Here is a 12,836-nt window from a genome sequence, read left to right on the forward strand (position 1 = left end):
CCCTTGTGGGGAGGGGACAGGGGTGGGGGTGCACGACGGCCAAAGGCAAAGCACGCCTCATCCCAACGCCTCCTCGACGAGCTTCTCCAACTCCGGCTCGAGATACGAAAGATCCTCCTCGTCCTTGATCAGCACGCCGATCGCCCGGCGAAACGCCTCCGGCCACGGGCTGCCGCCTTTTTCCAGCACCGTCGCCGCGTTCGCCCACTCCACCGCCTCCGCGATGCCCGGCGGCTTGGCGAGTGGCCGGGCGCGGATGGTGTGCACCGCATGGGCGATAGCCTGGGCGGTCTCCCTCGCCACGTCGCCGGACCGCGCCATGATGATGGCGGCCTCGCGCTCGCGGTCGGGATAGCCGATCCAGTGATAGACGCAGCGCCGCCGCAGCGCTTCCGCGAGTTCGCGGGTGCGGTTCGAGGTCAGCACCACGACCGGCGGTTCGGCCGCCCTGAGCGTGCCGCGCTCGGGAATGCTGATCTGGAAATCGGACAGGAATTCGAGCAGCAGTGCCTCGAATTCGTGGTCGGAGCGGTCGATCTCGTCAACCAGCAGCAGGCTCTTCTGCGGCGCCTGCAATATCTTCAGAAGCGGCCGGGCGATCAGGAAGCGGTCGTCGTAGATGTCGACCTCCTGTTCGCCGGCCTGCCGGATGGCGAGAAGCTGGCGCTGGTAGTTCCATTCATAGAGCGCATGCTGCGCGTCGATGCCCTCGTAGCATTGCAGCCTGACGAGATCGCGCCCCAGCACCTCCGCCACCGCCTTCGCCGCTTCGGTCTTGCCTACCCCCGGCGCGCCCTCGATCAGCAGCGGCTTGCCGAGGCGCAGCGCCAGGAAGATCGCCGTGGCGAGACTGTCGTCGGCGAGATAGCGGCGCTTCACGAGGGATGCGGCGACGGCCTCGGGGGATGCGGGGATTCCATCGGCGTTCATTCTATCAGGCCTGTGACCCTTGCTCCTTCAGCGCCCTCAACACCCGTTCCGGCGTGATCGGCAGATGATCTATGCGCACGCCGACCGCGTCGAAGATGGCGTTGGCAATCGCCGGGATCTGCGGATTGGCGCACATCTCGCCCGGCCCCTTGGCGCCGTAGGGACCATCGGCCGCCGGGCGCTCCAGCACGATGATCTCGGTCTCCGCGAGGTCGCCCGGCCCCGGCATCAGATACTCGTTGAAATCCGTGCCGGCGTGATCGCGGTTCGGATAGTAGGGCTCGGTCGTCTCGTAGAGCGTGTGCGAAATGCCCATCCACGAGCCGCCGACGAGCTGCTGCTCGACCATCTTCGGGTTGAGCGCGCGGCCGATCTCGAACACGTTCCTGACCGAGGTGACGGCGACCTCGCCGGTCTCGTCGTCCACGTCGACCTCGGCCACCGTGCAGGCATGCGCGTAGCAGGTGGACGGCTTCATCGCGCCGGTCTCCTTTTCCGGAAAGGAGCGCGGGACCAGGAACATACCGCGCCCGGAAATCGAGCGACCGCGCTTGAAATGCGCCGACAGCGCCACGTCGAAGATCGAGATCGACTTCTGCGGCGCGCCCTTCACATGCACGTTGCCCTCGCCGTCCGTTTCCAGGTCGGAAGCATTCACCTCCAGTTCCTCGGCCGCGACCTCCAGCATCACCTGCCGCGCCTCCTCGGCCGCCCGCATCACCGCGTTGCCGATGCGGTGGGTGCCGCGCGAGGCGAAGGTGCCCATGCAGTGCGGACCGGTGTCGGTGTCGGCCGTGTCCACCACCACCCGGTCCGCAGGAACGCCGATCGTCTCCGCGCAGATCTGCGAGACCACCTGCTTCATGCCCTGCCCCAGATCGACCGAGGACAGCGTGACCATGAAGTTGCCGGTCGGCGTGGAATGGACCAGCGCCTGCGTCGGATCGCCGCCCAGGTTCATGCCGGTGGGATAGTTGATCGCGGCCACGCCGCGCCCGTGCCGGATCGCCATTTCAAGCCTCCCGTCTTACCGAGGACAGTGCGAAATACTTCTCGTCCACCGGCCAGTCGGACGCGCGCGCGGCCTCCTGCATGCACTCGATCAGCGCCGCGCCTTCCGTCGGCTGGCGATGCGCCTTCATGTCGCCGTCGCGGTAGGCGTTGATGAAGCGGAACTCCAGCGGGTCCATGCCGATCAGCCGCGCCAGCTTGTCCATCTGCACCTCCAGCGCGAAGTCGGCGATGGTGACGCCGAAGCCGCGCATGGCCGACGACGGCGTGCGGTTGGTGTAGACGCAGTAGGTATCGGCCCACACGTTCGGGATCGTGTAGGGGCCGGGGTAGTGCGCCGCGCCCTTCTGCGCGCCGTAGGGCGAATGGCGCGAATAGGCGCCGGCGTCGGTATAGCCCCACACCTGGCGCGCGACGATGCGCCCGTCCTGCATCACGCCGTCCTTGATGACGATCTTCTCCGCCGCGCGCGGCGAGGAGATCTGCATCTCCTCCTGCCGGCTGTAGATGAAGGAGACCGGCTTTCCCGTCAGCTTGGCGGCGAGGATGGCAATCGGCTCGACGATCACGTCGACCTTGCCGCCGAAGCCGCCGCCGACGGTACCGCCGACCATATGCAGTTGGCTGCCGGGCATCTGCAGGATGATCGAGGTGTTGTCGAGCGTGAAGAACATCGCCTGCGTGTCGGTGTAGCAGGTGAAGCGGTCGTTGCTTTCGGGCACGGCGATGCAGCCCGTCGTCTCCATCGGCGCCTGCTCGATCGGCGACGACCAGTAGGTCTGCTCGAGGACGTGATCCGCCTCCGCAAAGCCCTTCTCCACGTCGCCGAAGCGCACCTTGCGGCACGCGCCGCTGTCATACATGTAATAGTTCTGGCCGTGATGCTCGTTGACCACCGGCGCGTCCGGCTTCAGCGCCGCCTCGATGTCGAGCACCGCCGGCAGCACCTCGTAATCGACCTTCACCTTGTCGGCGGCTTCCTGCGCGGCGCGCTCGGTCTCGGCCACCACCGCCACCACGGCCTCGCCCTTCCAGCGCACCTTGCCTTCGGCCAGCACATGCTCGTCCTCCGGCCCGACCTGGATCAGGATGAGGATCGTGTAGAGGTTGTTGGGAATATCCTTGGCGGTCAGCACCCTGACCACGCCCGGATGCTTCTCGGCCGCCGAGGTGTCGATGCTCCTGATGCGCGCATGATGATGCGGGCTGCGCACCATCTTGAGATAGAGCATACCGGGGAAATTGCGGTCCGCGAAATAGGCCGTCTTGCCCGTCACATGACCCGGCGCGTCGACGCGGGCGCGCCCCTGCCCGATCTCGTGCAGGCCTTCCTTGCGCTCGTCGGCGAAATAGCTTTTTCGGAGTTCCATAAAATGCTCCTCAGCGCTCGGTCGGGTGCGTCGGCACACCCCCACCCCTGTCCCCTCCCCATAAGGGGGAGGGGGACGCGGGCGCAATCGTCCGAGCAAAATCGCCGACGTCGGGTAGGGCTAGCGTCGCCGCAAAATCCCCCTCCCCCTTGTGGGGAGGGGACAGGGGTGGGGGTGTGCCGCCGTTCGATATCGATACGAAGTCGATCATCACTCACGCCACCTGATGCGAATTGGCGCGCGCCGCCGACAGCACCGCCTGGATGATCGGCTCGTAGCCGGTGCAGCGGCAGATATTGCCGGAGATCGCCTCGACCACGTCGTCGCGCGTCGGATCGGGGTTGCGGTCGAGCAGCGCCTTGGCGGCCATCAACATGCCGGGAGTGCAGAAGCCGCATTGCGTGGCGAAGCCGTCGAGAAAGGCCCGCTGCAACGGGTGCATCACGCCGCCTTCGGCAAGCCCCGCCGTGGTGACGATCGAAGCGCCGTCGCAGGTTTCCGCCAGCGTCAGACACGACAGCCTCAATTCGCCGTCGATCAGCACCGAGCAGGCGCCGCAGGTGCCCTGCTGGCAACCGCCCTTGGGCGAGGTGTCGCCGATCTTTTCCCGGAGCGCCTTGAGCAGCGTGACGCCGCTCTCGACGAATTCGGCCTTGTCCTCGCCGTTGAGTGTGAATTGAACAGGAACCTTGGCCATTTTTCCTCCCAGATCACGGCCCTCGAAATCGCGACGTTCGACGCCGGCCGCTCAAGCCAGAAGCAATCGACTGAAGTGGACCGGCAGGACCTCGGCGCGATACCAGGCACTGGCGACGGCGTCGGTGAGAGGTTGCTTGCCGTCGCCGATCACCGCGACGGCGTCGGCGATGCCGTCCGCGCTCAGCGTCTTGCCTACCAGCGCCTCCTCGGCCGCCCTTGCGCGAGTGGGACGATCGGCCATGCAGCCGAGCGCGATGCGCGCCGCCGTGATCTTTCCTTGCTTATCCATGTCCAGAAGCGTCGCGATCGAGACGACCGACACGCCCTTCGGCTTGACCCGCGAGACCTTCACGAAGCGGAATGCGTCAGGTTTCGGCACATTGAAACGCACCGACGAAACGATCGACCTGTTGCCGTCGCGGGCGTCGAGAAACGCCTCGATCGGCACGTCCCTGCCGCCCGCCTGAACGGTCGCGTCGAGCGCCAGAAGCGACACGGCGAAATCGCCATAGGGTGCGGGCGCGAACAGGTTTCCGCCCACGGTCGCCATATTGCGGATCGCCGGCCCGCCGACCGCTCGCGCCACCGGCGCGATGGCCGCGAGATCGGGGTGGGCCGCGACCTTCGCCATCGTCACCGACGCGCCGATCCGCGCCGTCCCGTAGGCGATCTCGATCATCGACAGTTCCGGATCGGTGGCGCGCACCATGGTCCAGAAACTGGTGTTGCCCTCGTTGGCGCCGCGCACCACCAGGGTGCCACCGCCGAGATAGCGGGCACCGGCGCCAAGCGCCGCTTCCGCTTCCTTCACCGTCGAAAAACTCTGCAATCCGAGCGACATGGCTTCCTCCCTGCCTGTCCGAATCCAGTTTTATTTGGCGAACCGCTCCTTGAGCGCGTTGAAGCCGCCCTGGAAGACGTTCGCGCCCATGCCCGCGGCGAGCTTGTCCGCCTCTTCGGGCGCCGCGTCGAAGCTGGCGCTCCATTCCGCATAAGTGCGGTCGCCGTCGGTGACGCGGCGAAGCTGCAAGGTCGCCTTGTGGTTGGTGAGCGGCTGAGGCGTTTCCAGGATCGAATAGGAGACGCGATGATCGGCATCGGAGAACTCGGTCAGCTTCTCGCGCAGCGTCGCGCCGCTGACCAGCTTGAAGTTGCGCACGCAGCCGATCATGTCCGCCGCGAGCCCGTCCTCGATATGGCTTTCCACCATGCGCGGATGCCAGGACGGCAGCCCGTTGAAATCGCGTATGACTTCCCAGACGTCCTCGACCGGCGCATCGATGACGCTCGAAACGGTAACCTTGGCCATCGGCGCTTTTCCTCCCGAAACTGCCTGTGGACGGCAATCTAGGAGCAAGCCGCAAGCCCCGCTTATCAACGGGTCTTGCGGCCTTATCGACCGGTCTGAAAAAGCAGGTTCAGGCTGTCGCGCGCACCGCCTCGCGGTAAAGCGTCGGCGGCACGCCGGCATGATCGCGGAAGAAGCGGGTGAAATTGCCCTGCGTGGTGAAGCCGAGGTTGCTCGCCACCGCCGTCAGCGGTTCCTCGCTCGCCTGCAACTGCCTGAGCGCCTCTTCCATGCGCAGCGTGTTCCAGTAGACGTTCGGCGTCAGCCGAGTCTGCTCCTTGAACAGAGCGAAGAAATGCGGCCTCGACAGGCCGACAGTGCGCGCCACCTCTTCGAACGAAATGCGCTCGGCCACCTTCTCGCGCATGAACTGCATCGACTTGCGCACCCGGAAATCGTGACCGCGCATGCGCGCGCCACGCCGGCGGGGGGCGGCCGCGTCGGCGGCGTCCATGACGCTGTCGATGAAGCGCTCGACCTCGTACTCCGCCATGTCGGGCGCGTCGCCATCGTCGAAGCAGGCGAGCAGGTCGGCCGCCGCGCGGTGCAGCCAGGGATCGAGCGGCACGTCCGGCCGCGAAAACAGCGGTGAGCCTTCGGCCAGTCCGCGCCGGCGCCACGCCCAGTCGGGATCGATGTAGAAGGCGAGGAACATCCCGCCCTCCTTCGGCACCGCGTGGCTGTGCGGCTCGAACGAGTTGATGGCGGCGGCGGTGTGCGGGCCGAGCGGCACGCGCCGCCCCGACACGATCATGTCGCCCGCCGCGCCGTCCAGCCAGACAATGATATTGGCGTCGACATGCGCGTGGGTAACGAGATCGCTGGCGACGTTCAGCATCGAGACATGCCCGAACGCGCCCCGAAAGAGTCGGATCGAAGCCGACATTGTCTCCTCCCAAGGCTTCGTTTCTTTTCTGATGCGTGGCCTTGTTGACGCAAATATTGCGGACGAAGGGCGAAATCGTCAATACGGTGTCCGGGTTCGTGCCCTATGCTTGAAACCATCCGCGTCGCATTACCCTCTCAGGTGAAACCATGACCGCCTCCCCCGGAACCGTCGATGAGATCGATACGCCCGCCGTTCTGATCGACCTCGACCGCGTCGAACGCAACATCGCCCGCGCCCAGCAGGCCGCCGACGCGGCCGGCGTCCGGCTTCGGCCTCATATCAAGACCCACAAGCTGCCCTTCTTCGCCCAAAAACAGGTCGAGGCGGGCGCCGTCGGCATCACCTGCCAGAAGATCGGCGAGGCCGAGGTGATGGCCGACGCCGGCCTGACCGACATCTTTCTCCCCTACAACATCGTCGGCAGGCAGAAGCTCGATCGGCTGAGAGCGCTGAACGACCGTGTCATCCTCGCCGTCACCGCCGACAGCACGGCCACCGTCGAGGGGCTGGCCGGAACCTTCGCGGACACAGCCCGTCAACTCAAGGTGCTGGTCGAGTGCGACACCGGCGGCGGCCGTTGCGGCGTGCAGTCCGGCGACGAGGCGCTGGCGCTGGCACGGCGGATCGACGCTGCGCCCGGTCTCGTCTTCGGCGGCCTGATGACGTTTCCTGCCCCCGGCAAGGCGGTCGAAGCCGAGACGTGGTTGGCCGCGGCGCGCGACCTGCTGGCGGCGCACGGCCTGCCCTGCGAGACCGTCAGCAGCGGCGGGACGCCCGACATGTGGCGCAAGCCGGCGCAGGGCGTCGTCACCGAATACCGGCCGGGCACCTACATCTACATGGACCGCTACCAGATCGCCAAGGGCGCCGCCACGCTGGAGGACTGCGCCGCCACGGTGCTGGCAACCGTCGTCAGCCGCCCCACGCCGACGCGCGCCATTCTCGACGCCGGCTCCAAGGCGCTGACCGCCGACACGCTCGGCCTCGCCGACTATGGCGAACTGATCGGAGAACCCGAAGCCAGGATCGTCGCGCTCTCGGAAGAGCATGGCAAGGTCGAGTTGCTGCCGGAAAGCAAGCTCAAGGTCGGCGACCGGGTGCGCGTGCTCCCCGACCACATCTGCCCGGTCATCAATCTCTACGACCAGGTCTACCTGGTCTCCGGCGACCGCGTCGTCGACATCCTGCCCGTTGCCGCGCGCGGTCGCCTCTCCTGAACAAGTACCTCCGGAGTTTCCATGACAGCTGCCAATCCATTCGCCGACGATCAAGACCGCGCCTTCATCTGGGAGATGCTGATGCCGCGCGACTTCGCCGCCTTCGCGGCGCAGGATTGGGGAAAAGTTGCGGACGATTTCGACGCCGGGCGCTTCCTCGGCATCCATGCGCACAACTCATCGGAGCCTGACGCCTGGGACGCCGCCTTCCCGACGCTGGAAGCCTACCGCGACGAATGGCTGAGACAGGCAGCAGAATCCGCCAGGGTCGCCTATGCCGAGCCGCTGGTGCCGGCGCTACTGAAGGCAGTCTCGCTGGACCGCATCGACATCAACGGCGACGTCGCCGTCGCGCGCAAGAAATTCGACGGCGAGATCCGGCTGGCCGACGGCGGCGCCGAGCGGCTGAACTGGCAGACGCTCTATTTCTGCCGCAGGAGCGATCGCTGGCGCATCACCGGCTTCGTCGGTTACATGAAGTATAGATGACGGGCGCTCATCGGCGGTAGCGCGGGTCGTTACGGGGCCGTTACCCATTCCGTGGGAGTACCCCCACCCCTATGGCGTCACCGTGATCCTGCCCTTCATGTTGGGATGGAAGCGGCAGAAGTATTCCACCGTATCCCCCGCCTGCATTACCCGGCTCGCCGTCTTCTTCGGCGGGATCATCACCTCCCAGCCGCCCTTGACTGTGGCGGTGTGGGCGAAGGCGTCCTTGTTCACCCATTCCACTGTGTCGCCGGCCTTGACGCTGACCTCCTTGGGCGAAAAAGCCAGCTTGTCGATTGTCACCGTGACGGTATCGGCCAGGACCGGCACCATGCCGGCTGCAAGCAGCGCAGCCACTGTCGGCAAAACCCACGCAAAGCGCATCGTCGGCTCCTACTTCAGTTCCGCCGCAACATGCTCGGCATGCATCTCATGGCCCTGGAATATCTTCAGGCCGGTCTCGAGCAGGCTCTTCAGCTCGGCGTTCTGCGCGGAGGGGATCAGCAGCGTCTCCAGCGCACCGTCGACCTGCTTGTGATAGGCCACCTCATTGTCGACATAGGCCTTGTCGAATGCGGCGCCGTCGAGCTTGTCCAGCTTCGCGCGCTCGTCGTCGGCCGCCTTGACGAGTGCCTTGGAGGTGGCGTTGTCCTCCGGCGTGACGTTCAGCTTCTTGACCAGGGCGAGCGCCTGGTCGTTGACGGCTTGATGGTCGCGCAGCATGTCGTTGGCGAAATCGACCACCGCCTTGGTCTTCGACTTGGCGATGGCCTGCTTGGCAGCATCGATGTCGATGACCCCGGCCGTATAGGCGATGTGGGCGATCTGCGGATCGGTCGGCTTGTCGGCCGGATCGGCAAAGCCCGGAGCGGCGAGAACGCTGAGCATGGCGAGCGCGGCGAAAGGGCGACGAATGAACATGGAACCTCCTTGCCCGGACGCGTTGCCCGGGCCTGTTTGCTTGACGCAGATTGGATGCTGCGGACGGCCGGAGGTTCCTGAAAATCAGCTGTCTATGCCGAGGCGGCCCATGACCGCCTCGGTCAGGCGCTCGCAGCGCCGGCCGGCAAAAGGGAAGGCATCCATCAGCACCGGGCCGATCTGCGCGTCCAGGTCCGTGCGCACCATCCGGCGGGCGCGGTGGAGCCGGGTCTTCACCGTCTCCGGCCTGATGCCGAGCAGGTCCGCCGTCTCCTCCACGCTCAACCCCTCGATGACGCGGGCGACGAACACGGCACGGAACGCAGCCGGCAGTCTGTCGGTCGCTTCCTCGACCAGGTGCAATATCTGTCGTTGCGCCATTGTCCGCTCCGGATCGTCGCTGGCATTGCCGGGAAACTGGATGATTTCTGCTTCGGCCGCCTGGAGTCCGGTCGTCTTGCCTTCGCGCCTGGCCTTGCGCAGGAGGCCCAGAGCCTCGTTGATGACAATGCGCGACAGCCAGGTCGACAAGGCGGAGTCGCCTCGGAACGTATCGAGATTGCGGAACGCCCGCACATAGGCTTCCTGCACCACGTCCTCGGCCTCGCTGGAACGCCCTACGATACCGCGCGCCAGCCGGTAGAGCCGCTGGTTGTAGCGGGTCATGATGGCGCGGAAGGCACGGCCGTCGCGGCTCAGCGCACGCCGCACGAGCTCGGCGTCGTCCGCTTCGATCGTTACCCGGCTGACGTTCGGTGCTGGCATGACCGGTTCTCCTTGCCCACCGCTTGGATGCTTGCGGCGGAGAAAGGTTCCCGATCCTAATAGGTCTTCGCGCCGTTCACCATCAGCCGCACGGCATAGAGCGAGGTGGTGCCGCAGATGTAGAGCACGTTGCGCTTGGCCCCGCCGAACACGCAATTGGCCGTCACTTCCGGCACCAGCACCTTGCCGATCAGCGTGCCGTCCGCATCGTAGCAATGGATGCCGTCGGCCGCGCTCGTCCAGATGCGCCCGGCGTCGTCCAGCCGGAATCCGTCGAACAGGCCGACCGTGCAGTCGGCGAACACGCGCCCGCCGGAGACCTTGCCGTTCGCGTCCACGTCGAAGACGCGCATGTGCGCGGGATTGTCGGCGCCGTGGGTGCGACCGGTATCGACGACATAAAGCTGTTTCTCGTCCAACGAGAAGGCCAGCCCGTTGGGGCGCACCATGTCGGTGATGACGGCCTCGACAGCGCCGCTCGCCGGATCGATGCGGTAGACATTGCAGGCGCCGATCTCGCTCTCGGCCTTGTCGCCCTCGTAGTCGGTGTCGATGCCGTAGCTCGGATCGGTGAACCAGATCGAGCCGTCGGAGTGCACCACGACGTCGTTGGGCGAGTTGAGCCGCTTCCCCTGCCAGCGGTCGGCCAGCGTGGTGACCGACCCGTCATGCTCGGTGCGGCTGACGCGTCGGCCCGAATGCTCGCAACTCACCAGCCGGCCCTGCCGGTCCACCGTGTTGCCGTTGGTGTTGCCGCAGGGCTGGCGAAAGATGCTGACCGAACCGTCGCACTCGTCGTAACGCAGCATCCGGTCGTTGGGGATATCCGACCAGACGACATAGCGCCCGGCCGCGAACCAGGCCGGCCCCTCCGCCCAACGGCAGCCGGTGAACAGCCTTTCCACATGCGCGCTGCCGTTGAACAGGCGGTTGAAGCGCGGATCGAGAATTTCATAGTCGGACGCCGGCATGTTTTTCCTCCCTCTTGCCCGGAACCCCCACCCCTGTCCCCTCCCCTCAAGGGGGAGGGAGACGTCGACACCACCGTTTCGCACAAACCACCTGCGTCCGCACATTGTGGCGCTGCCGCAAAGTCCCCTCCCCCTTGAGGGGAGGGGTTAGGGGTGGGGGTACTGGCGCGCCATTCTGCACGATAGAAAATCAGTCGATGTCGAAGCTCACGCCCTGCGCCAGCGGCAGCGCGGCGGAATAATTCACCGTGTTGGTGGCGCGGCGCATATAGGCCTTCCAGGCGTCGGAGCCGGACTCGCGGCCGCCGCCGGTCTCCTTCTCGCCGCCGAAGGCCCCGCCGATCTCGGCGCCGGAGGTGCCGATGTTGACGTTGGCGATGCCGCAGTCCGAGCCCTCGGCCGACAGGAAGCGCTCCGATTCCATGATGTCGCGGGTGAAGATGGACGAGGACAGGCCCGCGCCCACCGCATTGTGCTGGTCGAGCGCCTCGTCGAAGTCCTTGTACTTCATGACGTAGAGGATCGGCGCGAAGGTTTCCTCCGTCACCGGCCCGGCCTGTTTCGGCATCTCGACCAGCGCCGGATGCACGTAATAGGCCTCGGCATGACCGGTATCCACCCGTTTGCCGCCGGTTACCTTGCCGCCATGCGACTCTGCTTCCTTCAGCGCCTTCTGCATGCCGTCATAGGCCGCCTTGTCGATCAGCGGCCCGACCAGCGCCTTGCCCTCCAGCGGATTGCCGACCGAGACGCTCTCATAGGCCTTGCGCAAGCGCGGCACGAGCTGGTCGTAGACGCTCTCATGGACGAACAGGCGGCGCAGCGTCGTGCAACGCTGGCCGGCCGTGCCCATGGCGCCGAAGGCGATGGCGCGAAGCGCCATATCGAGATCGGCGGAGGGGCAGACGATGCCGGCATTGTTGCCGCCGAGTTCCAGCACGGCGCGGGCAAAGCGCTTCGCCAGCCGCGGGCCGACTTCCTTGCCCATGCGGGTCGAGCCGGTGGCCGAGACCAGCGGCACCTTGGAATGGTCGACCAGGACCTCGCCGACGGCGCGATCGCCGATTAGCACTTTCAGCAGGTCCTTCGGCGCATCCTTGCCGAAGCGCTCGACGGCGCGCGCAAAAATCGCCTCGCAGGCAAGTGCCGTCAGCGGCGTCTTCTCCGACGGTTTCCACACGACCGCATCGCCGCAGACCAGCGCCAGCGCCGAATTCCACGACCAGACGGCCACCGGGAAGTTGAAGGCCGAAATCACGCCGACGACGCCGAGCGGATGCCAGGTCTCCATCATGCGGTGGCCGGGCCGCTCGGTGGCGATGGTGAGGCCGTACAACTGCCGGGAAAGACCGACCGCGAAGTCGCAGATGTCGATCATCTCCTGCACTTCGCCCAGCCCCTCGGACGGGATCTTGCCGACTTCGATCGACACCAGACGGCCGAGCTCGGCCTTGTGATTGCGCAGTTCCTCGCCGAGCAGCCTGACCAGTTCGCCGCGCCGCGGCCCCGGCACCAGCCGCCACGCCTTGAACGCCTCGTGCGCGGCGTCGATCGCCTGATTGGCTTCGGCCGGCGACATCTGCTTCAATGCGGCGATCTTTTCGCCCGTCACCGGGCTGCGCACCTCGAGGTCGCCGCCCGAAAGCGCGCCCTTGTCCACACCGAGCTTGGCCAGCAGATCGGCCGTTTCCTTCGCAACCGTCATGATCTTCCTCTTGGAGTGTTTGGCAGCCATTGCCTTTGGGCGAGGCAATAGCCGTTTCCGGCGCTTTCCACCACCCCCGGTCGGTTGAGCCAAGCCGAAGCGCCGCGCGACGCCTTCCTGACGTCAGTACCGTCGAAGCAACCCCTCTCCGTCGCGGCTTCGCCGCGCCACCTCTCCCCAGAGGGGCGAGGAACCCAGGTTCTGCTTGGCCAGCGCTCAGCCGAAACAGTGCTCAGCCGAAACGATGATGAACCTGCTCAAGAGCTGGTAATCGCAGAGCACGAGTTTTGGCGGGCTCAGGTTCCTCGCGCCTCTGGGGAGAGGTGGCGCGGCGAAGCCGCGACGGAGAGGGGCTCTTGCGCCCACATCTCATCATCGCCACGCTGCGGAAATCCGCCCTGGCCATTGTCAAGAAACGCTCTCCCGGTCGATGCAGAAGCAGCGGGAAGCCGGGACGCAAAGCACCATCGTCATCCCGACCAAGGGAGCTTGCGAGCGCAGAGCCGGGATCCAGTCCGTGA

General features: G+C 66.1%; 14 protein-coding genes. 2 read left to right on the plus strand and 12 right to left on the minus strand.

What is annotated here, in order from left to right; all coding sequences use genetic code 11:
• Nucleotides 1-57: 57 nt before the first annotated feature.
• The 7 genes from ABMA46_RS07515 to ABMA46_RS07545 all read right to left on the minus strand — a co-directional run bounded on the left by ABMA46_RS07515 (nt 58) and on the right by ABMA46_RS07545 (nt 6,244).
• On the minus strand, nt 58-930 hold the full coding sequence (locus ABMA46_RS07515; protein WP_348998699.1) for an AAA family ATPase: 873 nt from the start codon (nt 928-930) through the stop codon (nt 58-60).
• 4 nt (nt 931-934) lie between these two features.
• On the minus strand, nt 935-1,942 hold the full coding sequence (locus tag ABMA46_RS07520; protein WP_348998700.1) for a xanthine dehydrogenase family protein molybdopterin-binding subunit: 1,008 nt from the start codon (nt 1,940-1,942) through the stop codon (nt 935-937).
• A 1-nt stretch (nt 1,943) separates the two neighbouring features.
• A complete protein-coding gene (locus ABMA46_RS07525) occupies nt 1,944-3,311 on the minus strand; it encodes a xanthine dehydrogenase family protein molybdopterin-binding subunit (protein ID WP_348998701.1) in 1,368 nt (455 codons plus the stop codon).
• 214 nt (nt 3,312-3,525) lie between these two features.
• Nucleotides 3,526-4,008, minus strand: coding sequence for a (2Fe-2S)-binding protein (locus tag ABMA46_RS07530; protein WP_348998702.1), 483 nt, complete (start codon nt 4,006-4,008; stop codon nt 3,526-3,528).
• Nucleotides 4,009-4,059: 51 nt separating this feature from the next.
• Entirely contained in the window at nt 4,060-4,851 is a 792-nt protein-coding gene (locus ABMA46_RS07535; RefSeq protein ID WP_348998703.1) for an FAD binding domain-containing protein, read from the minus strand.
• 30 nt (nt 4,852-4,881) lie between these two features.
• Nucleotides 4,882-5,319, minus strand: coding sequence for an SRPBCC family protein (locus ABMA46_RS07540; RefSeq protein ID WP_348998704.1), 438 nt, complete (start codon nt 5,317-5,319; stop codon nt 4,882-4,884).
• A gap of 109 nt (nt 5,320-5,428) precedes the next feature.
• Complete coding sequence (locus ABMA46_RS07545) at nt 5,429-6,244, minus strand: helix-turn-helix domain-containing protein (RefSeq protein ID WP_348998705.1); 816 nt, start codon at nt 6,242-6,244, stop codon at nt 5,429-5,431.
• A 149-nt stretch (nt 6,245-6,393) separates the two neighbouring features.
• On the opposite strand from ABMA46_RS07545, the gene ABMA46_RS07550 reads away from it, so the two are divergent.
• Together ABMA46_RS07550 and ABMA46_RS07555 are read left to right on the plus strand one after the other, a co-directional pair.
• Nucleotides 6,394-7,464, plus strand: coding sequence for a D-TA family PLP-dependent enzyme (locus ABMA46_RS07550; protein WP_348998706.1), 1,071 nt, complete (start codon nt 6,394-6,396; stop codon nt 7,462-7,464).
• 21 nt (nt 7,465-7,485) lie between these two features.
• Nucleotides 7,486-7,953, plus strand: coding sequence for a hypothetical protein (locus ABMA46_RS07555; RefSeq protein ID WP_348998707.1), 468 nt, complete (start codon nt 7,486-7,488; stop codon nt 7,951-7,953).
• Between the two features lie 69 nt (nt 7,954-8,022).
• Here ABMA46_RS07555 and ABMA46_RS07560 read toward each other — a convergent pair whose 3' ends face one another.
• The 5 genes from ABMA46_RS07560 to amaB form a co-directional block, all read right to left on the minus strand.
• The gene (locus tag ABMA46_RS07560) at nt 8,023-8,337 is read right to left on the minus strand and encodes a plastocyanin/azurin family copper-binding protein (RefSeq protein WP_348998708.1); all 315 of its coding nucleotides are present in this window, start codon (nt 8,335-8,337) and stop codon (nt 8,023-8,025) included.
• 9 nt (nt 8,338-8,346) lie between these two features.
• Entirely contained in the window at nt 8,347-8,874 is a 528-nt protein-coding gene (locus tag ABMA46_RS07565) for a DUF4142 domain-containing protein (protein ID WP_348998709.1), read from the minus strand.
• Nucleotides 8,875-8,958: 84 nt separating this feature from the next.
• Nucleotides 8,959-9,639, minus strand: a complete 681-nt coding sequence (locus tag ABMA46_RS07570; protein WP_348998710.1) for an RNA polymerase sigma factor — start codon at nt 9,637-9,639, stop codon at nt 8,959-8,961.
• 56 nt (nt 9,640-9,695) lie between these two features.
• A complete protein-coding gene (locus ABMA46_RS07575) occupies nt 9,696-10,610 on the minus strand; it encodes an SMP-30/gluconolactonase/LRE family protein (protein WP_348998711.1) in 915 nt (304 codons plus the stop codon).
• Between the two features lie 190 nt (nt 10,611-10,800).
• The gene (amaB, locus tag ABMA46_RS07580; RefSeq protein WP_348998712.1) at nt 10,801-12,315 is read right to left on the minus strand and encodes an L-piperidine-6-carboxylate dehydrogenase; all 1,515 of its coding nucleotides are present in this window, start codon (nt 12,313-12,315) and stop codon (nt 10,801-10,803) included.
• Between the last annotated feature and the right edge of the window lie 521 nt (nt 12,316-12,836).

It is taken from the genome of Mesorhizobium hunchu, from assembly GCF_040081975.1.
Taxonomy (GTDB): Bacteria; Pseudomonadota; Alphaproteobacteria; order Rhizobiales; family Rhizobiaceae; genus Mesorhizobium; species Mesorhizobium hunchu.

Coding starts and splice junctions, on each gene's coding strand:
- ABMA46_RS07560 (WP_348998708.1), bottom strand. CDS start 8,337: ATGCGCTTTGCGTGGGTTTTGCCGACAGTGGCTGCGCTGCTTGCAGCC.
- ABMA46_RS07520 (WP_348998700.1), bottom strand. CDS start 1,942: ATGGCGATCCGGCACGGGCGCGGCGTGGCCGCGATCAACTATCCCACC.
- ABMA46_RS07530 (WP_348998702.1), bottom strand. CDS start 4,008: ATGGCCAAGGTTCCTGTTCAATTCACACTCAACGGCGAGGACAAGGCC.
- ABMA46_RS07535 (WP_348998703.1), bottom strand. CDS start 4,851: ATGTCGCTCGGATTGCAGAGTTTTTCGACGGTGAAGGAAGCGGAAGCG.
- ABMA46_RS07540 (WP_348998704.1), bottom strand. CDS start 5,319: ATGGCCAAGGTTACCGTTTCGAGCGTCATCGATGCGCCGGTCGAGGAC.
- ABMA46_RS07555 (WP_348998707.1), top strand. CDS start 7,486: ATGACAGCTGCCAATCCATTCGCCGACGATCAAGACCGCGCCTTCATC.
- ABMA46_RS07565 (WP_348998709.1), bottom strand. CDS start 8,874: ATGTTCATTCGTCGCCCTTTCGCCGCGCTCGCCATGCTCAGCGTTCTC.
- ABMA46_RS07575 (WP_348998711.1), bottom strand. CDS start 10,610: ATGCCGGCGTCCGACTATGAAATTCTCGATCCGCGCTTCAACCGCCTG.
- ABMA46_RS07525 (WP_348998701.1), bottom strand. CDS start 3,311: ATGGAACTCCGAAAAAGCTATTTCGCCGACGAGCGCAAGGAAGGCCTG.
- ABMA46_RS07545 (WP_348998705.1), bottom strand. CDS start 6,244: ATGTCGGCTTCGATCCGACTCTTTCGGGGCGCGTTCGGGCATGTCTCG.
- ABMA46_RS07515 (WP_348998699.1), bottom strand. CDS start 930: ATGAACGCCGATGGAATCCCCGCATCCCCCGAGGCCGTCGCCGCATCC.
- amaB (WP_348998712.1), bottom strand. CDS start 12,315: ATGACGGTTGCGAAGGAAACGGCCGATCTGCTGGCCAAGCTCGGTGTG.
- ABMA46_RS07550 (WP_348998706.1), top strand. CDS start 6,394: ATGACCGCCTCCCCCGGAACCGTCGATGAGATCGATACGCCCGCCGTT.
- ABMA46_RS07570 (WP_348998710.1), bottom strand. CDS start 9,639: ATGCCAGCACCGAACGTCAGCCGGGTAACGATCGAAGCGGACGACGCC.